A 23,056-nucleotide genomic window follows, 5' to 3' on the forward strand; every position below is an offset into this window, starting at 1 on the left:
CCACCGCTATCGCTGGCAAGCCAGCTCCTACATTGGATCGTCGTACATTGAGTACCGTGTGCATCCTGCGGTGGCAGTGAAATGCAATCCTCCAATCCCTGAGGATCAATGTAGGAGCTGTCGAGCCTTGGCGAGGCTGCGATGGCGGCGGCATTGCTGGGGTTGATGTTGGCTGACCCGCCGCTATCGCTGGCAAGCCAGCTCCTACAGGGACGTGCGCCCACTCATTAGCGGGTGGCCTGGCGATACTGGCGTGGCGTAAAGCCGGTCAACGCCTTGAACTGGCGGGTGAATGCACTGTGGTCGGTGTAGCCGCACTGCAAGGCCACTTCGGTGATCGGCAACTCGGTATGCAACAGGCGATGGGCATGTTCCAGGCGTACTTTCTGGATCATTTGCCGGGGAGTCAGGTGGAACACGCGCTTGCAGTAGCGCTCCAGCTGAGCCACCGACGTGCCGGCGATGCGCGTCAGTTCACCCAAGGTCACGCGCCGGTTGAAATGGGCCCGGATGTGCTCGTCCACCGCCGCCAATCGCTGATAGGCCGGGTGGGTCTCGCTGGCGGATTGCAGGTCGACCGAGATCCCCGCCAAGCCAATGATCGCGCCCTCGCGGTTGTATAACGGCCACTTGTGGGTCAGGCACCAACCGGGTTCGCGGCTGCCGTACAGGTGCAACTCCAGTTGATCCTCCAGCACCAGGCCCTGTTCGAGCACGCGCCGGTCCTGCTCGGTGTAGCCCGGCCCCAACTGCGCGGGGAACACCTCGGCGCTGGTCTTGCCCAGTAGCGGGCGCCGGTCTTTCAAGCCACAACGCTGTACCAGGGTGTGGTTGGCCATGACATAGCGCGCCTGCACATCCTTAATAAACATCGTCGCATTGGGAATCACGTCGAGCATCGGCAACAGCATGGCCACGCCCGCCAGCAGCTGTTCGAGGCTGTGTGGCCGCTGCTCGCCACCTTGACACAGGGTTGCAAACGCGTTGTGCATCATGCCGCTCACCGCCTCGTTTATCGCCTCGCCGGGCCAGCAGATTGCCCGATGGCCATGGCCCTGTCGAGCACCGCTGCGCATCCGGCAATTGTGCTGAATTCGTCATTGATGACCGCGCAAAACATCAATCGCCAGCGGGCTGATGGGTTCACTGTAGCGCCACTGCATGCCTATCCAATAACCCACAAGAAGGCGCCGCTATGTCAGCCCAAGGCAAGTTCAAGAAACAGCTGTCTCTGATCGACCTCACTTTTATCGGACTGGGAGCCATCTTCGGTTCCGGTTGGTTGTTTGCCGCCAGTCACGTGTCGTCCATCGCAGGCCCGGCAGGGATTTTTTCCTGGTTGCTCGGCGGTTTTGCGGTGCTGTTGCTGGGCATTGTGTATTGCGAATTGGGCGCGGCCCTGCCCCGTGCCGGGGGCGTGGTGCGCTACCCGGTGTATTCCCACGGCCCGTTGCTGGGCTACCTGATGGGCTTTATCACACTGATCGCGTTTTCCAGCCTGGTGGCGATTGAAGTGGTCGCCTCAAGGCAATACGCCGCCGCCTGGTTTCCCGAGTTGACCAAGGCCGGCTCCAGCGACCCCACCACCCTCGGCTGGCTGGTGCAGTTCGGCCTGCTCTGCCTGTTTTTCGTGCTCAACTACCGCAGCGTCAAGACCTTCGCCATCGCCAATAACCTGGTCAGCATTTTCAAGTTCATCGTGCCGCTGCTGGTGATCGGCGTGCTGTTCACCTTTTTCAAGCCGGCCAACTTCCACTCCCAGGGGTTCGCCCCGTTCGGCCTGTCGGGGATTGAAATGGCAGTGTCCGCCGGCGGGGTGATTTTTGCCTATCTGGGGCTGACGCCGATCATCTCGGTGGCCAGCGAAGTGAAAAACCCGCAACGCACCATTCCCATTGCCCTGATCCTTTCGGTGCTGCTGTCCACGGCAATTTATGTGCTGCTGCAAGTGGCCTTCCTCGGCGGCGTGCCCACCGAAATGCTCACCAATGGCTGGGCCGGCATCAGCAAGGAACTGGCTCTGCCCTATCGCGATATCGCCCTGGCCCTGGGGGTGGGCTGGCTGGCCTACCTGGTGGTGGCCGACGCGGTGATCTCCCCCAGCGGCTGCGGCAATATCTACATGAACGCCACGCCACGGGTGATCTATGGCTGGGCGCAGACAGGCACCTTCTTCAAGATTTTCACGCGCATCGATGAGAAATCCGGCATCCCGCGCCCGGCGCTGTGGCTGACCTTTGGCTTGTCGGTGTTCTGGACCCTGCCGTTCCCGTCCTGGGAGGCGCTGATCAATGTGGTGTCCGCCGCCCTGGTGTTGAGCTACGCCGTGGCCCCGGTGTGCGTGGCGGCGCTGCGACGCAATGCGCCGGACATGCCGCGCCCGTTCCGGGTCAAGTGGATGAGTGTGCTGGGCCCGCTGTCATTCATCATCGCCGCGCTGATCGTCTACTGGTCGGGCTGGAGCACCGTGTCCTGGCTGCTGGGCCTGCAAATCGTGATGTTTGTGGTGTACCTGCTGTGCCGTCGCCTGGTGCCGACCCAGCACCTGAACATCGCCCAGCAAGTGCGTTCCAGCGCGTGGCTGATCGGCTTCTACGCCGTAACCATGGTGCTATCAAAACTCGGCAGTTTTGGCGGCCTGGGCGTGCTCAGCCATCCCTTCGACACCCTGGTCGTCGCCGCCTGCGCCCTGGGCATCTACTACTGGGGCGCCGCCACCGGCGTGCCGGCGCACCTGGTGGAACTGGAACACGAAGACGACGAAAGCGAAGCCGTGCTGCCCGCGAGCGGCATGCACCCGGCGAACGCATAACTGGCCAATCACCAAGGAATAGCTGGATGAAACGACTGCATGTGATTGACTCCCACACCGGCGGCGAACCGACGCGCCTGATCATCAATGGCTTCCCGCAGCTGGCCGGCCAGACCATCGCCGAGCAGCTCGACAGCCTGCGCACCACACACGACCAATGGCGCCGCGCCTGCCTGCTGGAGCCCCGTGGCAACGATGTACTGGTTGGCGCGCTGTACTGCGAGCCGGTCTCGCCGGGGGCCACCTGCGGGGTGATTTTCTTCAACAATGCCGGCTACCTCGGCATGTGTGGCCACGGCACCATCGGCCTGGTCGCCTCGTTGCACTACCTGGGCCGCATCGCGCCAGGGGTGCACAGCATCGACACGCCGGTGGGCGAGGTCAGCGCCACCCTGCATGAGGACGGCGCGGTCACCCTGCGCAACGTGCCCGCCTATCGCTATCGCCAGCAGGTGCCCGTGGAGGTGCCGGGGCATGGCCGGATCTACGGCGATATCGCCTGGGGTGGCAACTGGTTTTTCCTGGTGTCCGAGCACGGCCAGGGTGTGCACATGGCCAATGTCGAGGCCCTCACCGACTTCACCTGGGCGATGCTCAAGGCCCTCGAAGCCCAAGGCATCCTTGGCGCAGACGGCGCGTTGATCGACCACATCGAACTGTTCGCCGATGACGAGCAGGCCGACAGCCGCAACTTCGTCATGTGCCCCGGCAAAGCCTACGACCGTTCGCCCTGCGGCACCGGCACCAGCGCCAAGCTGGCGTGCCTGGCCGCCGACGGAAAACTTCAGGCCGGTGAGCCCTGGGTGCAAGCCAGCATCACCGCCAGCCAATTCGAAGGCCGTTTTGAATGGGAGGGCGAACACATCCGCCCCTTCATCACCGGCCGCGCCTATATGACCGCCGACAGCACCTTGCTGATCGACGAACAGGACCCTTTCGCCTGGGGCATTTGAGCACCCGGCAGCTTTTAAACAGACCCTTCCAAGGAGCTAGAACCATGAGCGATAACATCTTCACCGGCTGCATCCCTGCCCTGATGACCCCGTGCACCGCCGAGCGCCAGCCGGACTTCGACGCCCTGGTCGCCAAGGGCCGCGAGCTGATCGATATCGGCATGAGCGCCGTGGTGTACTGCGGCTCCATGGGCGACTGGCCGTTGCTCACCGAAGCCCAGCGCCAGGAAGGCGTGGCGCGCCTGGTGGCGGCGGGCATCCCGACCATCGTCGGCACCGGCGCGGTCAACAGCCGTGAGGCGGTCTCCCATGCGGCCCACGCGGCCAAGGTCGGCGCCCATGGCTTGATGGTCATCCCGCGGGTGCTGTCCCGTGGCGCTTCAGCCAGCGCGCAAAAAGCCCATTTCGCGGCGATCCTCAGCGCCGCGCCGAACCTGCCGTCAGTGATCTACAACAGCCCCTACTACGGCTTTGCCACCCGCGCCGAGCTGTTCTTTGAACTGCGCCGCGAGTACCCGAACCTGATCGGCTTCAAGGAGTTCGGCGGCGGCGCCGACCTGCGCTACGCCGCCGAACACATCACCTCCAAGGACGATGCCGTGACCCTGATGGTTGGTGTCGATACCCAGGTGGTGCACGGTTTCGTCAACTGCAACGCCACCGGCGCGATCACCGGCATCGGCAACGCCTTGCCACGGGAAGTCCTGCAACTCGTGGCCCTGAGCAAGCAGGCCGCCAAGGGCGATGCCAAGGCCCGGCGCCAGGCCCGTGAGCTGGAAGCGGCGCTGGCGGTGCTGTCGTCCTTCGATGAAGGCTGCGACCTGGTGCTCTATTACAAGCACCTGATGGTGCTCAATGGCGACCTGGAGTACAGCCTGCACTTCAACCAAAGCGATGTACTGAGCGATGCCCAACGCCGGTATGCCGAGCATCAGTACGCGCTGTTCCGCCAGTGGTACGCCAACTGGTCGGCAGAACAGAACGTCGACTGACTGCTCGTACGCCGCTGTTGCACAGCGGCGTTCCTTCTTATTTCAGGAACAGACCATGACTCTGACAGGCACTATGCTGATCGGTCAGCACTCCATTGCCGGCACCCGCGCAGCCATCCGCGCGATCAACCCAGCCACTGATGCTGCGCTGGAGCCGGCCTATCCCGGCGGCTCCAGCGAGCAGGTCGCCCAGGCCTGCGCGCTGGCGTGGTCAGCCTTTGACAGCTACCGCGAGACATCCCTGGCGGCGCGTGCTGAATTCCTCGAAACCATCGCCAGCGAAATCGAAGCCCTGGGCGATGAACTGCTCGAGCGTGCCGTGGCCGAAACCGGCTTGCCCCTCGCGCGGATCCAAGGCGAACGGGGCCGCACCTGCCAGCAACTGCGCACCTTCGCCCGCACCGTACGCGCCGGCGAATGGCTGGACGTGCGCGTCGATAGCGCCCAACCAGGCCGCCAGCCCCTGCCCCGTGCCGACCTGCGCCAACGCCAGGTGCCGCTGGGGCCGGTGGCCGTATTCGGCGCCAGCAACTTCCCGCTGGCGTTCTCGGTGGCCGGCGGTGATACCGCTTCAGCCCTCGCCGCCGGTTGCACGGTGATCGTCAAGGCCCACGGCGCCCACCCCGGCACCAGCGAACTGGTGGGCCATGCGCTGGCCCGTGCCGTGAAGCAGTGTGGCCTGCCCGAAGGTGTGTTCTCGCTGCTGTACGGCGCTGGCCGCGAAGTGGGGATTGCCCTGGTCAGCGACCCACGGATCAAGGCGGTGGGCTTTACCGGCTCGCAAAGTGGCGGCATCGCTTTGTGCCAGGCGGCCCAGGCGCGGCCGGAGCCGATCCCGGTGTATGCGGAAATGAGTTCGATCAACCCGGTGTACCTGTTCCCGGCCGCCCTCAAGGCGCGCGGCGAAGCGCTGGCGCAAGGGTTTGTCGCCTCGTTGACCCAAGGCGCCGGGCAGTTTTGCACCAATCCCGGGCTGGTGATTGCGGTTCAAGGTCCGCAACTGCAGCAGTTTGTCAGCCTCGCCAGCGACTTGCTGCAACGTAGCCCGGCGCAGACCATGCTCACCCCGGGCATCTTCCAGGCCTATGAAGCGGGCGTCGGCGCACTGGCCGAGCATGCCCATTGCGTAGCCAGCGGGTTGCCGGCGCAAGGGCCGAACCAATGCCAGGCGCAGCTGTTTACCACCCACGCGCAAGACTTCCTTGCCAACCCGCATTTGCAGGCCGAAGTCTTCGGCGCCGCCTCGCTCCTGGTGCAGTGCGCCGACAACGCGCAAATGCGCCAAGTGACCGAGCACCTCGAAGGCCAGTTGACCGCCACCTTGCACCTGGATCAGGACGATCTTGAGCAGGCACGGGCATTGCTGCCGGCCCTTGAGCGCAAGGCTGGCCGGCTGTTGGTCAATGGCTGGCCGACCGGGGTCGAGGTGTGTGATGCCATGGTGCATGGCGGGCCCTTCCCCGCGACCTCGGATTCGCGCTCGACCTCGGTCGGCACCGCCGCGATCCGGCGTTTCCTGCGGCCGGTGTGCTACCAGGATTTCCCCGACAGCCTGCTGCCCGCAGCCCTGAAACAAGACAACCCGCTGGCGTTGCGACGCTTGCTCGACGGCCAGAGAGAAGCCTGAACATGCAAGACAACCGTCAACCCGAGATCGACATTGCAGTGGTCGGCGCCGGCATCATCGGCGTCGCCTGCGCGCTGCAACTGGCGCGCCAGGGCCGGCGCGTGGTGGTCATCGACCAGCAGGAACCGGGGATGGGCGCCTCGTTCGGCAATGCCGGGCATCTGGCCACCGAACAGGTGTTCCCCATCGCCGACCTGTCGATCCTGATGCGCCTGCCCGCGATGCTCATGGACCCCATGGGCCCGCTGCGCCTGGACTGGAAATACCTGCCCCGTGCGCTGCCCTGGTTTGCTCGCCTCTTGTTAAACCTGCGCCCGGCCGCTTACCAGCGCACGGTCGCCGGTATCCGTGCCCTCAACGAAAGCAGCCTGGGCGCCTGGCAGCGCTTGTTGGCGAACATCGACCGGCCCCAGTTGATGCGCGAGGATGGCTCGCTGCTGGTGTTCGAGCGTGCCGAGTCGCGACAAGCAATTGAAAGTTTGCAAGCACGCATGACTCAGCAAAACGTGCCGGTGGACTGCTGGTCAGCCAGCGCCGTGCAACAGGCGGCACCGCAGTTAAGCGAGCGGATCCAGGGGGGCTTGTTCTTTCCCCGCACCGGGCATTTCCTCGATCCGTATCGCGTGGTGTGCGAACTGGTCGAGGCCGCCAAGGCCAGCGGCGTGACCTTTCTCAAGCGCCAGGTCCAGGATGGCCAGCTTCAGGCCCAGGGCGTTGCACTGATCACCGACCAGGGCCGCTTGGCCGCACGCCAGGTGGTGATCGCCTGCGGCGCCCACTCGGCCAGGCTCACCCAGGCGCTGACCGGCAAAAAGGTGCCCCTGGACACCGAGCGCGGTTATCACCTGATGCTGCCCCATGAGCAAGACCGCTTGCCCTTCGCCGTCACCTCGCTGGAGCGCAAGTTCATCATGACGCCCATGAGCGGTGGGCTACGGCTGGCCGGCACCGTGGAATTCGCCGGCCTCGACCGCCCTCCGAACATGCGGCGCGCCTGGCAGTTGCACCGGCTCAGCCACGGCCTGTTGCGTGACGAACTGAGCGCTGAGGACGCCACGCCGTGGATGGGCTTTCGGCCGTCGTTGCCGGACTCGCTGCCGGTCATCGACCGGGTGTGCGACGGCAAGGTGTTGCTCGCTTTCGGGCATCAACATTTGGGGCTGACGCAAGCGGCCGTCACTGCCGAGCTGGTCGCCCAGTTGGTATCGCCGATCTCCCAGCCCCAGGGATTGCCGGCATTGGCGGCCTATCGGTTGGATCGGTTCTGACGCAGGCCTTGCAGGAGCAATCACTGGTAAATAATCGTAAACGTCGCCGAGGCATTCGCCGGGCCGGGGGTTACCGTGCTCGCCGTCTGCAGGTAACGGGCGCGCAAGGGGATCGTATAACTCCCCTCGTTGGGGCGCAGGGTGAGGCCGCTGCTTTGGTTGGCCCCAAGGATGACCGAGTTGCCGTTGCGGTTCTGCACCTGCACGCCAACCCCTGTGGCGGCGGGCGCACTGCCCGTGGCGCCAGGGTCGAGGCTCAGTACACCGTTATTCGTGTTGATCGCCGTACGCGCGGGGTCGATGCGGTACTGCAGGGTGTTACGCACCAGAGAGCCACTATCGACATTCGTACCAAGAGGCGACGTGCCACTTTGCGATGACCAGGCCGGCCCCGTTGTCGTATAGATCCCGTTGAACGCCGGGCAGTCATTCAAAGCGATGGAAAAATCCGTCCAGCCCGTGCTGCTGTTGAGCCCGGTGAACTTGGAGGTCAGATGAGAGCCCATGGGCACCGAGACATCCGGTGTACGGCAGGTACTCGAGACAATCTGGATATTGCCGGAGATCCCCATACTGAAGCCGCGCATTCTCGCATCGCCGAAGTTGCCGAACAGACTGACGACCGGCAACGTACTGCCCACCAATACACCAGGCGTTACATCGCCCAGTTTGATCAAGATCAGCTCAAAGTTCGAAGGCCCGTCAAATGGGACCAAACACCTGTAGCCAGATGTGCATGTGGTCCATGCCTTGCCAGATTGCCTTGGCAGCAGGCCGCCCGAGCTGTTGAAGGCAACCCCCAGCCCCGGAATGCTGGTTCTATAGACCTTGTTGGCGTAGGTCCCGCTGGACACATTGGCCATGGCATAACTGGAGTCGACTGTCATCTCAGTCCACTGCTGATACGGGGCATAGAGGCATTCAAGCTTGGGCGCCTGGCCCGCAGCCATGCTGAAGCGCTGACGATATACCTCGGTACCCACCGGCAGATCGCGCCCGATAGTGATCGCCGAAATCTGCAATGGCATGGAGCCCACGGCCGGCTGGATACCCTCCATGTAGGTACAGGTGACCGCCATGGCCGTCCCCGCCGCCGCCCACAATGCCGCGACGGCCAGGCCCGCCTTGATCAAAGCGCCAATATTCATAACTGTACCTTTTGAAGAGTGTTGGGCTGCACGCTGCCAGCGACTTGCTTACCGGCCGCACAAACCGCGTCTACCTGTTGCAATTGCTGCCCTTCGCCGGGGCCCGCCGGGATGACCAGTGCGCACTGTTGATGGGTCTTGCTTCCCCAGTTGATCAGTAACTGACGGGTTTGTGGCTTGATCCGTGCGTAGAGCTGGCCACCCTGCCCGACCACACCGACCGAGGTGCCGTCGATATCTGTCACGCCAGCACCAAAGGGCAGGCTGCTGCCATCGTCGAGGCGTACGTTGAGCAACACTGCGCGGCCCTGGTTGGTGGTGTACTTGAGGTGCACCACCGCACCGGCACGCGGGGCCACCTGTTGGCTGGTTTCGCTGAGCTCGACGTCCAGCGAGCTACCAATAGGGTCGATTGCCACTTCGTTCAACTCATATGGCCGCAGGTACGGCACCACGGCATTGCCGCGGCTGTCGAGCTTGAGGCCAGGGTAGCCGGACACCTTGGCCCCCTGCGCACCCGGGGCACTGACCACCGCCATGGTTTCACCGCGATAAGGAGTCATGGTCACCCCATCGGCATGCGCCACCACGCTGCCGCTCGCGCCCACCGAGGCGCTGGTGTAGCCATCACCGCGTCCCAGGGCAGCGCTGAGCATGGCGCGCGCGCCGGTGTATTGGCCATTGAGGGCCGCGCTCTTGCTGTTACTGGCACCGTCATGGCCGACTGTCGCGCCGTAGCCATATTGACGGTCCTCGCCAGCGGTGCCGCTGATGCCGGCCTGCTCGCTGTAGTTGCCTTGGGAGTCACGTCCTACCTGTGCGGTCATTTGCGGGCTGAAGCCTGGACCGCCAAATTCCAGAGGCATGCTCATGGTCAGCAAAAAGCTGTTTTCCATGTCCCCCAGGCCCATTCGGCTGCGGTTGGCGTTCACACTGAAGCTGATGCGATTGAACTGCTTGCTGTAACTGAACTGGTACTGCAAATCACTGCCCGGCAGGTTCCAGTAGTTCTGCGCATAGCCGCTGATTGCCACTTGCCCCCACTCCCCCAGGCTCTGGTCGGCGGTGACCGAAAAGCGACTGCGCGGGCGCCCGAACATGCTGGTGTCCCACCCCGTTTTCTCGGCATCGAGCAGTTGCATGGCGTTACTGAAGTCCAGGTATTCGCTGGTAGAAAAACGATAAGCCGCAACGGTGAAGTTACTGCCCGTGCTGAGCACATTTTTGCTGTAGGACACCCGCATGCTCTGCCCTTTGGCGGCACCGGTGGCCAGGTCGGTCTGGGCGTGAGTCAAGTCGATGGCCATGGCACCGATCGGCGTGCCAAACGCCAGGCCGGTGAGCACGGCGGTGTAGTCATCGCTGGACTGCATCCCGGCAAATCCGGTGAACGTATTGTTCAGGCCATATTGCACAGTGCCTTGTAGCAAGCGCGATTGCTTGTCGACGTAGTTGTTGCGGGTCTCGCCTGCGGTCAGGCTGAAACGCGAGGTACCGGGGCGCAGCAACTGGCTGACCGAGGCATAGGGCACGATGAAGTTCTGCTCGGTGCCGTCGGCTTCCGCCACGCTGACGCTGAGGTCGCCGCCGTAGCCAGTTGAATACAGGTCATCAATCACAAATGCCCCGGGCGCCACGGTGGTTTCCAGCAGGATGTTGCCGGCCTGGCGAATGGTCACACGGGCGTTGGTGCGTGCAATCCCACGGATCACCGGGGCATAGCCGCGCATGGAGTCGGGCAGCATGCGGTCGTCACTGGCCAGTTGCACACCACGATAGGACAGGGTGTCGAAGATCTCGCCGGTGGTGTTGGACTCGCCCACCGTCAGTTGGCTTTTCAACGCGGTGATGTCGCGTTGCGCATAGGAGTCCAGGGCTTGGTAATTATAGCCCTGACGTGACTGCCAGCTCATCGACGCGTTGTGGCGCAGGCGCCAGTCACCCAGGTTGAGGCCGGTGTGCAGGCCCAGGAATGCCGAATCAGAGTTGCCACTGCGGGTACGGTTACGGCTGCCATTGAAGCTGTAGCTGAACATGCCTGCGGTCACGCCGCGATCCCACAGTTCCGGGCTGACGTATCCCCGGACATTGCGCCGCAGCGCCGCCTGGGGAATGCTCAGGTCGAGGGCCTGGTTTTCCGGCGAAAAATTCGCGGTTGCACCCGGGATCAGACTGCCCACGGCGGCACAGCCCTGGCTGTCCAGCGCCAAAGTGCTTTCAGGCGACAGCTTGCTCATCTCCACGCCCTGACGCTCAAGCAAGCTACGCGTCATGCAGACCACCGGCTTGCTGCCGTCGGCCTGGGCGTCGATGCGAATGTCCTGGCGGCTGTTCAACTGGCCGTTAAGCACTACGTCTGCACGGTATTGCCCGGGCATCACCGGGTTGCCGGTCTGGTAGGCGCCCAAGTCGAGATTGCGCGAGTCTTCAGGCAGGAACGCATCGTTGAACTGCACCTCTTGCGCCAGCGCACCCTGTATACCCCATGCACCAGGGGCGATAGCCAATACCCTTAGGATCAAGGCAGAGAGCGGATTCAAGGCGAAGCAAGGCCGCGCCCGCAGAGAAAGCCTGCAGCTGGAAGAGGTCGACATAAATGACTCGCGACTAAAAAACTTGAGGTTTAATCAGGGCTTGAGTGCTTTACGGGTCGGGATCAGTGCGCCGTAATCGTTGATGGCGCTGAACTCCACCTGAGCACCCGCAGCCGGTCGGACCTTGAGCGTTGGGAGCACAAATTGGCGGGTTTCACCCGGAGCGATCATGCCGTCTTCACTGCGCTCACGCTGGGCGCCAGCCACCAGTTCCAACTCGATCAGCGAAACATGGAACGCCGACGGATTGAAGGCCTGCAAGGCCAAGCCTTGCCCATCGCGTGCGGGCACCAATTGCCACTGCACCTGCTCGATCGCCTCGCTGGCAGTGCCTGGCAAGCCGGTCGGGCGATAAAACAATTTGATCCGCGAACGGAATGCCATTTGCAGCGTATTGATATCTGCACCCGCCTCGGGCTTGGGTGGAATTTCCAATACGTTGAGCCAGAACACCGACTCTTTGTCCTGGGCCATTGGAGCCCCGGTAAACAACACCCGCAGGCTTTGGCCCTTGGTCGGATCGATGCGCGCCACCGGCGGTGAAAGCAGGAACGGCGCCTTGGAGCTGGTCGGAGTCGACTCGACGCTGCCGGTGTCGATCCACGACTGGATCAGCGCTGGCTGCGTGCCATTGTTGTTGAGTTTTACCGTGATTTCTTTCTGGTCCGCCGGGTAGAGCAGGCGGGTTCCGGTAATCACTACACCCCCGATAGCCTGGGAACACGTCAGTGTCACAAGGCTTGCCAGGAGCAATTGTCTGAGGGCAGATGTGCAAGGCATTACGTAATCCCGTTGCTGCCTGGAAGCACGCCCTTTTGTTGCTGAACAGGGCGTGTATCCATGAGCGGCGACTTACTGATAATTGATGGAGTAAGTCACGGAGCCAACTACGGTACCCGGAGTGGTCGGGGCTTGAGCGTAGTACTGGACAGCGTATGGCAGGATGGCGGCCTTGGAGGTTGCATTGATGGCAATACGGCTGGTGGAAGTGACCTGCGCAGTGTTGCCGGCCTTGATCGCGTTGCCATTGGTTGCGTCAACCAATTGCAGCTGAACCTGGGTGGCAGTACCGCTCACGTTCTTCAGGTTGCCGCTGGTTGCATCAACGCTGCCGCTCGACTCAAAGAATGCAGCAGCTGTTTTCAGCGCGGCAGAGCAATCGCTCAGCTCGATATTGAAACCGGTCTGGCCTGCCACTTGGCCTTTTGCTCCCAGGGCAGCGGTAGAGATGGTTGGCAGCGTGACAGTCGACGGGCTCGCACCAGCCGCGCCGTTAACCGCAACCTTGCAGGTTTCGGCTTTCAGTTCGCCGTTGAAATCGATTTTGCCGTCTGAAGCCAGAGCAACGGTAGAGGCGGTGGCAGCAACCAGTACAGCGAGGGCGCGGGCTTTGTAATTCATGAGTAACTCCGAGAGAGCGATGTTCTACAGTAAGTTGTAAAGCCTCCGTTTATCGGAGAGCTTCTGTGCTGTTGCGGGGCTAAGTTTAGGGAGCCCACATCGAACTCAATATAGGAGTGCTCTGAAAAACAATTGAGCACGGTAAATCCCCAACAATTAAAACCACTATAAAACTTACTGTTGCACTGCACTGTTTAATGGAAAAACATTAATAGCCCGTCTATAGGAGCACTCCTAAAAACAGGCGCTGCAATGTTTATCAATAGAGAAGCTGCGAACAACCGGTGGCCGCCATCGAGCTTTATCGAGGCAGTGAGGCATATGTTGCGGCAGGGCATGCAATTCGCGGCGATTGCATCATTCCCAGATCAACCTGCTCTGCTTTGAAGCCCCTACGCGGCCTAGGCCCCGCAGGGAAGCCCGGCCCTGTGCTCAAGCAGGCTACGGGCATGGCCCGCAACCGCTTCTGCTGGCCAGTTCACTTCGTCCTGCAACAGCACTTCGATACGCTGCGCCGTGGCCGCGAACTCCTCCCAACCGACGTCCAACGCGGCAGTGCGCAGCCTGTATAGCGCCTCCAGCGCCATGCCGCGATCGCGCAGGGCAAGTAGTTCTATGAGGCTGTTAAGTTCCTGGCGCACGGCCTCCGGCGACCCTGGAGTTTCCAGGTACTCTGCAACTTGCGGCGCCGGGGTTACTTCGCACCAGAGTTCAATCATCTGCTGCAACATGGCCTGTTGGAGCGGTTTGCTCAGCACACCATCCATACCGGCATCGAAACAACGTTGCAGGTATTCATTCCCGCTAAATTGCGAGAGCGCGATGATCGGGCAATATGAGCGTTCCTGTTGGAGCTGCGACTCACGAAACGCGCTGACCATGCGCTCGGCGTCGCCCTCTGGCGAGTCACAGTCGATCAGCACCATATCGACCCGGTGCGCACTGAACAACGCCACCGCCTGGTCGGCATCAGCCGCCAGCAGCACCGCGCAACCAAGGCTCTCGAGCTGTGCCTGCAACACTTGCCGACTGGGTAGCGAGTCGTCCACCACCAACACCTGCAAACCGTTAGCCGATTCCGCGCTCGGCGCAGGCTCAGGTGCCGGCAGTTGCGGGGAAACAGCCCGCTCAACTGGCAACCGCACCTCGACCTGGGTACCTACACCCTGCAAGCTGCTGAGCACCAACCTGCCGCGCATCAACCTGACCAGGCGCCGGCAGATCACCAGGCCCAGGCCGGTACCGCCAGTGCGTCGATAGGATTGCTTGGCCTGGGCATACGGCCGGAACAGCGAGGCTTGCGCCTGCTTGGACAAGCCTATGCCCGTATCGATGACCCGGATCACCAGTTGTCGCACCTCGACCGCAGGCTTTTCCAGCTGTAGCAACTGCACCTCTACCCGACCCACATCGGTGAACTTGACGGCGTTGCAGATCAGGTTGCGCAGCACCTGCGCCAGACGCAGTTCGTCCAGCAACAATGGGTCGCCGGGACGCTCGCCGGTGACGAGCAGCTCAATGCCCTTTTCCTGCGCTTGCGTTCGATGCTCGTCGACTACCCGCAAGACCAGCGCCCATGGGTCCACCGGTTCAAGATTGAGGGCCAGTTGCCCGGCTTCCATCTTGGAGATATCCAACACATCATCCACCAGCCGCAGCAAGGTATTGGCGCCGCTATTGGCCAAGCCGGTGAAATGTCGCTGCTGCTCATCGAGCGGGGTGTGCTCCAGCAGTTCCACGGCGGCCAGCACTGCGTTCATCGGCGAACGCACTTCATGGCTGATGACCGCCAGGAACATCGCCTTCTCCCGTTCGCTGTTCATGGCCTGGCGCCGTTGCAGGCGACTTTGCACGACCAGTCCGACGAGCACTGCCACCACGGCCAGCAGCAACCACAGCTCACTTTGGTAGTGCTCGGCAATGGCCTTGACGGTAGGAATGTCCAGGTCCATATCCGCAAACCAGGCGTCATAGATCGCCTTGCGCTCTTCGCCGCTGATGGAAGCCAGCACCTTGTCCAAAATAGACAGCAGGAGCACATCGCTGTCACGTACTGCCATGCTCACACCGGTATGCAGCAACGGCAGCACCCCAGAAATCTGCAGTACCCCATGATATTGGCGGGACAGGTAGGGAATCAGCAGCCATTCCGAAGCAATCGCCGCGTCCGTGCGGCCGTCCTTGACCATCGCCATCATGTCCAGCGCATTCAGGGCAGAAACAATGGTTATCCCCGGGGCCTTACGCTTCAAAAAAGCGACGTAATCCTCCTCGCGCCCCAGCATCACCACCCGCTTGCCGGCGAGTTGCTCCAAGTCGGCAAACGGTTGATCGCCAAAACGGCTGACGATAACGGTCGAGCTGGTGTTGTAGGGCGTGGTGTAACGCAGCCCGAGATCCTTTGCCGGGTCATCGTCCCGGCGCCGGGTGGACAAGATATCGACTTCGCCGCTGATCAGCATGTCCTTGCGGGCGCTGCGCGTAGTGGTGGTGACGGGTTCGAAATACAGGCCCGTGCGCGATGCAATCAACCCCAGGTATTTGGCTGACAACCCTCTGAGTTGGCCATTGCTGATGTATTCAAAAGGCAGCAAGTTATCGAATACGCCAACACGCAGCACCGGATGGGCAGCAATCCAATCACGCTCCTGCTGGGTCAGCTCCAGCGGCGTCGGGCCGGCCTGCACCCCGACGCCCAGGTTTCCCAGCACGAACGCTATCAGCAGCAGGCGTAGCAATTTGGCGTTCATCGCTGGGTCACCCGCGTGGCACGCGCGGGCGGCAGCACTTCCAGGGGAGCATCCCCGCCCAAGGCCCGCCAATGCTCAACCAACGCCCGCAGGGCCTGGGCGTAGGCCGGGCTATCCCAGCCCTCCTGCGCACGCAGCAGGCGCTCCAGATACTCGGCACTCTGCCCCAGGGCCAGCCACTCCATAATCAGCGCAGCACCGTGCAGACGATGGGCAACGTGGACGGCGCTGGGGCGGTCACAGAGCGCTATGGCCTTGATCAGGCTCCCCAGGTCACTGGCCATCTCCCGATTGATCGCCGCCTGATCCAGCTGTGGGGCCATCAGGCTCGCACGGGGTGCAGCCAGGGTGACGTCGCACCAACGCTCGATCACTTCGCGCAGTTGCCCAAGGCGTATCGGCTTGCTCAATGCGGCGTCCATCCCAGCATCCATGCAACGTTTGAGGTGCTGTTCACCGGTCAGGGCAGAAATGGCAATGATTGGGCAGCGTGGACGCCCCAAGCCGCGCTCGAACTCACGCAGTTCGCGAACCAGGCTGTAACCGTCCTGGTCCGGCAGGTCACAGTCCATCAGGATCAATTGGTAGGCCTGCTGCGCGAACAAGCTGTGGGCCTGGGCGGCATCGGCGGCGATCACCGCCTCGCAGCCAAAGCCGCCGATCTGCGCCCGCAGCACTTCCTGGTTGGCCAGAGTGTCTTCCACGACCAGGATTTGCAGGCCGCCCGTCTCGGCCTCTGGCGCGGACTGCTGAATCTGCGGTGGTTCAGCAGTCTGGGGGGCAACCGTTACCGGCACGCAGAGGATGAAGGTCGTGCCAACCCCCGGCTCACTGCTGAGTGTGAACGACCCCTGCATCAAGTTCGCCAGTTGCTGGCAGATCACCAGGCCCAGCCCGGTACCACCGGAGCGCTTGTAGGATTGACTGGCCTGGGCATATGGCCGGAACAACGATGCCTGTACCGCTTCGCTGATACCGATCCCGGTATCGCGCACCTTGACTTGCAACTGTTGACCACCGGCCGGTAGGTCCAACAGGCACAGCTTGATGTCGACACCGCCGGCATCGGTGAACTTGATGGCATTGGAAAGCAGGTTATGAAGAATCTGCGTCAGGCGGGAGCTGTCGAGTAACAGCAAGGGCAGCGCGGTGTGGATGCTCACATTCAGGCTCAGGTGCTTTTCCCGTGCGCGCAGGCGGTGCAAGCCCACTACGCCCTGCACCAGCGCCGTCACATCGGTCGGTTCAATGCTCAGGCGCAACGCCCGCGCACCCGAGCCTGGCGTGTCCAGCACGTTATCCAGCAAACGCACCAACGCATTGGCGCCGCCATTGGCAAGGTGCACAAAGTGGCGCTGCTGCTCATTGAGCCGGGTGTGCCCCAATAACTCCATGGCCGCCAGCACGGCATTCATAGGCGAACGAATTTCATGGCCCATGACCGCCAGGAACATGGTTTTTTCCTGCTCGTTGCGCACAGCCTGACGCCGCCTGCGATGGCCGCGATAGACCAGCACACACAGGCTGGCCAGCACCAACGCCCCCATGATCAGGACATGCCAGTAGTGGCTGGAGATGGCAAGCAGGGTTGGAACATCCAGATCCAGCTCGTGATACCAGTGGTCGTACATGTCATTGCGTTGCTCGGCAGTGATCGAGCCCAGGACTTTTTCGAGGATCGAATGCAGCAGTGCCTGGTCCGAGCGAACCGCCATGCTGACATCCAGCATCTGGCTGCCGACCACACCTGAAGCCTCCAGGATGCCCTGGAACTGGCGGTACAGATAAGGCATCAGGAAGGTTTCCGTGGCAACGGCCGCGTCAGCACTGCCGTCCTGGACGCGGGTCAGCATCTCCAGGGCCGATTTGCTTTTGATCAGCGTGACCTCGATTCCTGATGCTCCGACGATCTCTTCGTAATGATCCACGTCAGGAACCATCACGGTTTTGCCATGCAGTTGGTCGAGGTCGAAAATATCCGGGCCTTCGAAACGCGTCACGATGATCGGCGAGGTGGTCTGGTAGGTCAGCAAGGCAAGGCCCTTGGTGGCCGGCTCAGACCTGAAACGCAAGTAAGAGGACAGCAGATCCACCTGGCCATCGAGGAGCATTTGCTCGCGTATCTCAATGGTCTTTCCCGGAACATAGGTGAATTCAAGGCCGGTGGCATCGGTCACCAATTGCAGGTAATGCACTGAGCGTCCCTGCAGGGTGCCATCACGCATGTACTCAAAAGGTATCAGGTCTTCGACCACGCCCACCCGCAACACCGGATGCTGCTGTATCCAGCGCTGCTCCTGCTCGCTCAGTTGAACCGGGCCAGCAGCGAAGACGGTCCCTCCAAGCGACCACAACAACAAGCCCCCCAACCACCACCGCCTCATGGCGAGCCAATGATTTTGTTGAGCTTGAACAGTTCGTTGTTCGACGTAACCCCCAGCTTGCGAAACGCCGAGGTTTTCTGGGTGCTGATGGTCTTGATGCTGCGATTGAACTTCTCGGCAATTTCAGTGATGGTCATGCCCGCCAGGTAACAACGAATGACCTCCTGCTCGCGACTGGTCAACTCCGCCAGGATCAGGGCGTCCGGCACTTCGCCAGAGCCTTTGCGGGTATCACTGGTGACGGTTTCGGCCAGGCGATAGGTCATGTCGGGACTCAGGTACACCGCCCCCGATGCCACTTTGCGGATGGCCTTGACCAACTGGTCCATGTCCTCACCCTTGCCGACAAACCCGCGGGCTCCGACACGCATGGCCAGGCCCACGGTCGCCGGGTCGTGGTGGGTGGACAACACAAGGATGTGGCTAGCGGGAAACTTGACTCGCAAGGCACGGATCAATGAGACGCCGTCCAACTCCTCGGGACTCAGGGAGAAATCCAGTAGCAGCAAGTCTGCAGGCGCCGTGGCGAGACCGGCGATCAGGTCGCGGCTGCGCTCATAAATGCCTACTACCTCAAAGTTCGCCTCGGCCGCCAGGGTATTGGCCAGACCATGTCGAACAACCGCGTGATCATCCAACAAAGCAATACGTATAGATTTCATTATGATCGAGCCCACTCAACCCAGCGCAAGCCGCGCTGCCGAAAACAGGGATACCCAACGATAGAACAGTATATGCAACAAGCGGCAAATGACACGGCGCCAACCCGCCAGGTTCAGATACCTTCAATGAGGTGCTTGATCTTGAATAGCTCGTTGTTCGATATCACACCCAACTTGCGAAAAGCCGAAGCCTTTTGGGAGCTGATGGTCTTGATGCTACGGCTGAATTTCTCAGCAATTTCGGTGATGGTCATGCCCGTCAGATAACAGCGAATCACTTCTTGCTCACGGGCAGACAGACTGACAAAGCGCAACGCGTCCTCGCGATTGCGCGCCTCGCCGTCATAGTTGACCGCAGTGGCTTCGGCAACCCTGTAGGCCATGTCCGGGCTCAGGTAAACCGCCCCCGACGCCACCAACCGGACCGCGTCGACCAACTGGCCCATATCTTCACCCTTGCCGAGAAATCCCCGGGCACCGGCACGCAAGGCCAGGATCACGGTGGCGGCGTCATGGTGCGTAGAGAACACCAGGATGCGGCATTGTGGAAACTTCACCCGTAACGCTCGAATCAGTAACACGCCATCCAACTCGCTGGGCCCCAGGACATAGTCCAGTAACAGCACCTGCGCCGGGTCCTTGGCCAGCCCTGCCAATAGTTCACGCGTACGGGCGTAGACACCGACCACTTCAAAATCAGGTTCCTGCAGCAATCGATTGACCAGGCCATGTCGCACGATTGCATGATCATCCAGCAAAGCAATTTGTAAGCGTTTCATAGATCACAGGACACTCTGTATAACGAGCAAAAAGATGAAAAATAACGCTATCTCATCATTGGTAAGTTGCCGTCAGGGAAGACGGACCTACAACATCAATTCCATCCGTGCAACTGAGCCATCGCACATTAAAAACAAACAGGCGAACTTTCGATCAGGCAATACAACACCCACCGGCAAACTTTAAGTTGCCAGGCAAGTAGTCGACTTTTTGAGATTCAAGACATCCAGCAGTGGTTATCGAATGGGCAGAGCAGTTAACTCCAGCGGCATACAATTTAAAAAAATCGATGATGGAAATTTAAAGCCATGACGAAACAATTGAAATAAGAGCACTCCTAAAAACCGCCTCCTCCCAGAGCCACACAGACAGAAGTATGTTTACGGGTGTTTCCCCCGCTCAATCAGGAAGCTCAAAAAGGCCTCGATTTCCATCGGCCGCGCCAGCGCATAACCCTGCCCGACGCGGCAGCCCAGGCGATGCAGCAGAGGGATCGTGGACTCATCCTCAATGCCCTCGGCCACCAGGTTCAGATTCAGCAGGCCGGCCCAACTGACGATGCCCGCAATCACCTTGCGTGATGACGAGTGCTGCTCTACGGCACGCACGAATGAGCCGTCGATTTTCATTTCATCGAACGACAGGTTCGCCAACAGGTTCAACGTGGCCGCGCCGGTACCAAAATCATCCAGGGACACCTGGAAACCCTTGGCGCGGATTGCCGTCAGCGATGCGGAAAGATGCAGTTCGTCCGGTTCGGGTACGTCCTCGGTAAGCTCGATTTTCAGCAAGTGGTTTGGCAATTCGGCCTGCTGCATCCGTGTGGCGAGGCGGTCGGCAAAATATGGGGTGCAAATGGTTTTTGCCGAGGCATTCACCGCGATGGGGATCAGAATGTTTTCACGCTTGAGGGCCAGCATCGCCCGGATGCTCCACATTTCCACCAGGCTGAACAGCAACAGGTCCAGGCCCAGTCGGTTAACCAACGGCATCAGCACCGACGGCGGGATTTCACCAAAGCGCGGGTGCTTCCAGCGCACCAATGCCTCGGCTCCCACTACACGCCGGCTCAACAGCTCGAATTGTGGCTGGAACACAAAGCGCAAGCCCTCCCCCGTGGTCAGCGCATTGATCACTTCATCCTCGGCCAAGGCGTCGAATGTGGTCATGTGCAACTGCGGGTCCGGTTTCGCGCGGGTCAGCATCACGGCTCGCAAGGCATCGCCCAGTTCCAGGGTTGCGCCTTCGCGCAGGATCTCCACCAGAATCCCGGCGGCGCGGGCCAATCGGGCATGGGACTCCAACGCACTGATGGCGACCCCGCCCATGTGCTTGATCCAGCGCTGCGGGGTGCCGCCATGCAGGGAAGCCACGCCGCCCTCTTCCACAGCACGCACCTGCGCATTCAAGGTGGCTTCACCGGTCCAGAAGATGCTCGGCAACTGCGCCACGGCGCCGGCTTCGTGCAGCCCCTTGAGCAGGCTTGGCAGCATCAGCCCATCATCAGACCCCGGACGAATTTCGCAGCAGATGACGTCCACCGGTTGGTCGACCAGCCAGGCCTCTACGTCGCTCAAGGATTTAGCGTTGGCCAGCGCTGTAACGCCCATACTGCTCAACGCGCCGGACAGCCAATTGGCACAGGTGGCGTCGGTTGCCAACGTGATAACGCGTAGGGCGTTGAACTCGTTGGGTACGGCGGCATTTACGATCATGACAAGAATTTCCCGATACTTTTCCAGGAAAAAAGCTTATCAGTGGCAAAAAAGAAGCAAATAGGATTGGGACTAAAAGCACCCTTGTCTGCGGGGTGGGCGACCCATAACGGAGCGCTGTGCGGCGGGTATCAGGGCAGTTGTGCTGCGTCAGCGTTGACGAACATCGCCGGCAAGCCGGCGCCTACAGGAAAAAAAACATTAAGCGGTGAATTATTTCGTGTCCTCATGTATCTGACCGAGTAGACCATGCCATTAAAACAATGGCATCGACACCGTTCAGTGACAGAGTGACCTGTATGAAATCACGCAAGAAAAGTGTCAGCCCAATCGGGTTGAAAGACATCACCATTGTCGACGACGCCAAGATGCGCAAGGCGATCACCGCCGCAGCACTGGGCAATGCCATGGAGTGGTTCGACTTCGGGGTGTATGGCTTCGTGGCTTATGTGCTGGGCAAGGTGTTCTTCCCCGGCGCCGACCCTGGCGTGCAGATGATTGCGGCGCTGGCGACCTTTTCCGTGCCGTTCCTGATCCGCCCACTGGGTGGCCTGTTCTTTGGTGCGCTGGGGGATAAGTACGGGCGGCAGAAAGTCCTCGCGGCCACCATCGTGATCATGTCCATCAGCACCTTTGCCATCGGCCTGATTCCGTCCTATGCCTCGATTGGCATCTGGGCCCCGATCCTGTTGCTGTTGGCCAAGATGGCCCAGGGCTTCTCGGTGGGTGGTGAATACACCGGGGCCTCGATCTTCGTCGCCGAATACGCCCCCGACCGCAAGCGCGGCTTCCTCGGCAGTTGGCTGGACTTCGGCTCCATCGCAGGCTTTGTGCTCGGTGCGGGCGTAGTGGTGGCGATCTCCAGCGTGCTAGGTGAAGAACAGTTCCAGGAGTGGGGCTGGCGCCTGCCGTTCTTCCTAGCCCTGCCCCTGGGCATGATCGGCTTGTACCTGCGCCACGCCCTGGAAGAAACCCCAGCCTTCCAACAGCATGTTGAAAAGCTTGAACAGGGCGACCGCGAAGGCCTGGCACGTGGCCCGCGCGTATCGTTCAAGGAGGTCGCCACTCAGCATTGGCGCAGCCTGCTGACCTGTGTCGGCGTGGTGGCCGTGACCAACGTCACCTATTACATGCTGCTCACCTACATGCCCAGCTACCTGACGCACAACTTGCACTACAGCGAAAACCACGGGGTGCTGATCATCATCGCGATCATGGTCGGCATGCTGTTCGTGCAACCCATGATCGGCTTTATCAGCGACAAGGTCGGGCGCCGGCCCTTTATCATCGCCGGCAGTATCGGCCTGCTGGCCCTGGCTATTCCGGCCTTTATGCTGATCAACAGCGGCAAGCTCGGGTTGATCTTTGCAGGCTTGCTGATGCTGGCGGTGGTGCTGAACTTTTTTATCGGCGTGATGGCGTCCACCCTGCCCGCGATGTTCCCCACCCACATCCGCTACAGCGCCCTGGCCAGTGCGTTCAACATCTCGGTACTGATCGCCGGCCTGACCCCGACCGCCGTGGCCTGGCTGGTGGAAAGTACCAACGACCTGTACATGCCTGCGTACTACCTGATGGTCATTGCCGTGGTGGGCCTGGTCACCGGCCTGACAATGAAGGAAACCGCCAACAAACCCCTGCGCGGCGCGGCCCCGGCAGCGTCGGACATGGAAGAGGCACGGGAGCTGTTGCAGGAGCATCACGACAATATCGAACAGAAGATCGAAGACCTCGACGAACAGATCGCCGAGCTGGAAGCCAAGCGCCAGAACCTGGCGCAACAGCATCCGCGGATTGACTGATTGCGCTACACAACAAATGTAGGAGCTGGCTTGCCGGCGATAGCGGTGGATCAGCCACCTACAATGGTGACTGAACCACCGCCCTCTCGAGCAAGCCCGCTCCTACAGGGGATGACGGCGGACCAGTCGACAGTATCGCCGACTCGCCGGGGCTCATCTGATTTCGGA

16 protein-coding genes are annotated in these 23,056 nt (G+C 61.3%); 6 read left to right on the plus strand and 10 right to left on the minus strand.

Annotated elements, in window-relative coordinates; all coding sequences use genetic code 11:
* Window positions 1-227: 227 nt before the first annotated feature.
* Window positions 228-995 (minus strand): AraC family transcriptional regulator, encoded by a 768-nt coding sequence (locus HBO05_RS22390; protein ID WP_169956941.1) that lies wholly within the window; start codon window positions 993-995, stop codon window positions 228-230.
* 200 nt (window positions 996-1,195) lie between these two features.
* Between HBO05_RS22390 and HBO05_RS22395 the strand changes: the two genes are divergently transcribed.
* Genes HBO05_RS22395 through HBO05_RS22415 form a run of 5 tightly spaced genes read left to right on the plus strand, consistent with a single transcriptional unit; the run spans window position 1,196 to window position 7,652 of the window.
* On the plus strand, window positions 1,196-2,812 hold the full coding sequence (locus HBO05_RS22395) for an APC family permease (RefSeq protein WP_172314075.1): 1,617 nt from the start codon (window positions 1,196-1,198) through the stop codon (window positions 2,810-2,812).
* A 26-nt stretch (window positions 2,813-2,838) separates the two neighbouring features.
* Window positions 2,839-3,765 (plus strand): 4-hydroxyproline epimerase, encoded by a 927-nt coding sequence (locus HBO05_RS22400; protein WP_172314077.1) that lies wholly within the window; start codon window positions 2,839-2,841, stop codon window positions 3,763-3,765.
* Window positions 3,766-3,809: 44 nt separating this feature from the next.
* Entirely contained in the window at window positions 3,810-4,757 is a 948-nt protein-coding gene (locus tag HBO05_RS22405) for a dihydrodipicolinate synthase family protein (RefSeq protein WP_169954303.1), read from the plus strand.
* Between the two features lie 55 nt (window positions 4,758-4,812).
* Window positions 4,813-6,384: an aldehyde dehydrogenase (NADP(+)) gene (locus tag HBO05_RS22410; RefSeq protein ID WP_172314079.1), complete on the plus strand. Its 1,572-nt coding sequence runs from the start codon at window positions 4,813-4,815 to the stop codon at window positions 6,382-6,384.
* A 2-nt stretch (window positions 6,385-6,386) separates the two neighbouring features.
* Window positions 6,387-7,652, plus strand: a complete 1,266-nt coding sequence (locus HBO05_RS22415; RefSeq protein WP_172314081.1) for an FAD-dependent oxidoreductase — start codon at window positions 6,387-6,389, stop codon at window positions 7,650-7,652.
* Window positions 7,653-7,672: 20 nt separating this feature from the next.
* On the opposite strand, the gene HBO05_RS22420 is transcribed toward HBO05_RS22415, so the two are convergent.
* The 9 genes from HBO05_RS22420 to HBO05_RS22460 all read right to left on the minus strand — a co-directional run bounded on the left by HBO05_RS22420 (window position 7,673) and on the right by HBO05_RS22460 (window position 21,086).
* Window positions 7,673-8,800, minus strand: a complete 1,128-nt coding sequence (locus HBO05_RS22420) for a fimbrial protein (protein ID WP_170043073.1) — start codon at window positions 8,798-8,800, stop codon at window positions 7,673-7,675.
* Window positions 8,797-11,256: a fimbria/pilus outer membrane usher protein gene (locus HBO05_RS22425; protein WP_346343165.1), complete on the minus strand. Its 2,460-nt coding sequence runs from the start codon at window positions 11,254-11,256 to the stop codon at window positions 8,797-8,799. Before HBO05_RS22425 ends, HBO05_RS22420 begins: the two co-directional genes overlap by 4 nt.
* Before the next feature lie 171 nt (window positions 11,257-11,427).
* The gene (locus HBO05_RS22430) at window positions 11,428-12,093 is read right to left on the minus strand and encodes a fimbria/pilus periplasmic chaperone (RefSeq protein ID WP_307830297.1); all 666 of its coding nucleotides are present in this window, start codon (window positions 12,091-12,093) and stop codon (window positions 11,428-11,430) included.
* Window positions 12,094-12,246: 153 nt separating this feature from the next.
* The gene (locus HBO05_RS22435; RefSeq protein ID WP_169954308.1) at window positions 12,247-12,795 is read right to left on the minus strand and encodes a fimbrial protein; all 549 of its coding nucleotides are present in this window, start codon (window positions 12,793-12,795) and stop codon (window positions 12,247-12,249) included.
* A 401-nt stretch (window positions 12,796-13,196) separates the two neighbouring features.
* Window positions 13,197-15,545: a transporter substrate-binding domain-containing protein gene (locus HBO05_RS22440; RefSeq protein ID WP_172314085.1), complete on the minus strand. Its 2,349-nt coding sequence runs from the start codon at window positions 15,543-15,545 to the stop codon at window positions 13,197-13,199.
* Window positions 15,542-17,905, minus strand: a complete 2,364-nt coding sequence (locus HBO05_RS22445) for an ATP-binding protein (RefSeq protein WP_262381445.1) — start codon at window positions 17,903-17,905, stop codon at window positions 15,542-15,544. The genes HBO05_RS22440 and HBO05_RS22445 overlap by 4 nt, the downstream gene beginning before the upstream one ends.
* A 20-nt stretch (window positions 17,906-17,925) precedes the next feature.
* Window positions 17,926-18,591 (minus strand): response regulator transcription factor, encoded by a 666-nt coding sequence (locus HBO05_RS22450; RefSeq protein ID WP_170057991.1) that lies wholly within the window; start codon window positions 18,589-18,591, stop codon window positions 17,926-17,928.
* Window positions 18,592-18,704: 113 nt separating this feature from the next.
* The gene (locus HBO05_RS22455; RefSeq protein WP_169954312.1) at window positions 18,705-19,370 is read right to left on the minus strand and encodes a response regulator transcription factor; all 666 of its coding nucleotides are present in this window, start codon (window positions 19,368-19,370) and stop codon (window positions 18,705-18,707) included.
* Between the two features lie 381 nt (window positions 19,371-19,751).
* The gene (locus HBO05_RS22460) at window positions 19,752-21,086 is read right to left on the minus strand and encodes an EAL domain-containing protein (RefSeq protein ID WP_169954313.1); all 1,335 of its coding nucleotides are present in this window, start codon (window positions 21,084-21,086) and stop codon (window positions 19,752-19,754) included.
* Between the two features lie 299 nt (window positions 21,087-21,385).
* On the opposite strand from HBO05_RS22460, the gene proP reads away from it, so the two are divergent.
* Entirely contained in the window at window positions 21,386-22,888 is a 1,503-nt protein-coding gene (gene proP, locus HBO05_RS22465) for a glycine betaine/L-proline transporter ProP (protein WP_169954314.1), read from the plus strand.
* Window positions 22,889-23,056 lie beyond the last annotated feature (168 nt).

Origin of the sequence: Pseudomonas sp. WS 5079, assembly GCF_012985465.1 — a bacterium.
Classification (GTDB): Bacteria; Pseudomonadota; Gammaproteobacteria; order Pseudomonadales; family Pseudomonadaceae; genus Aquipseudomonas.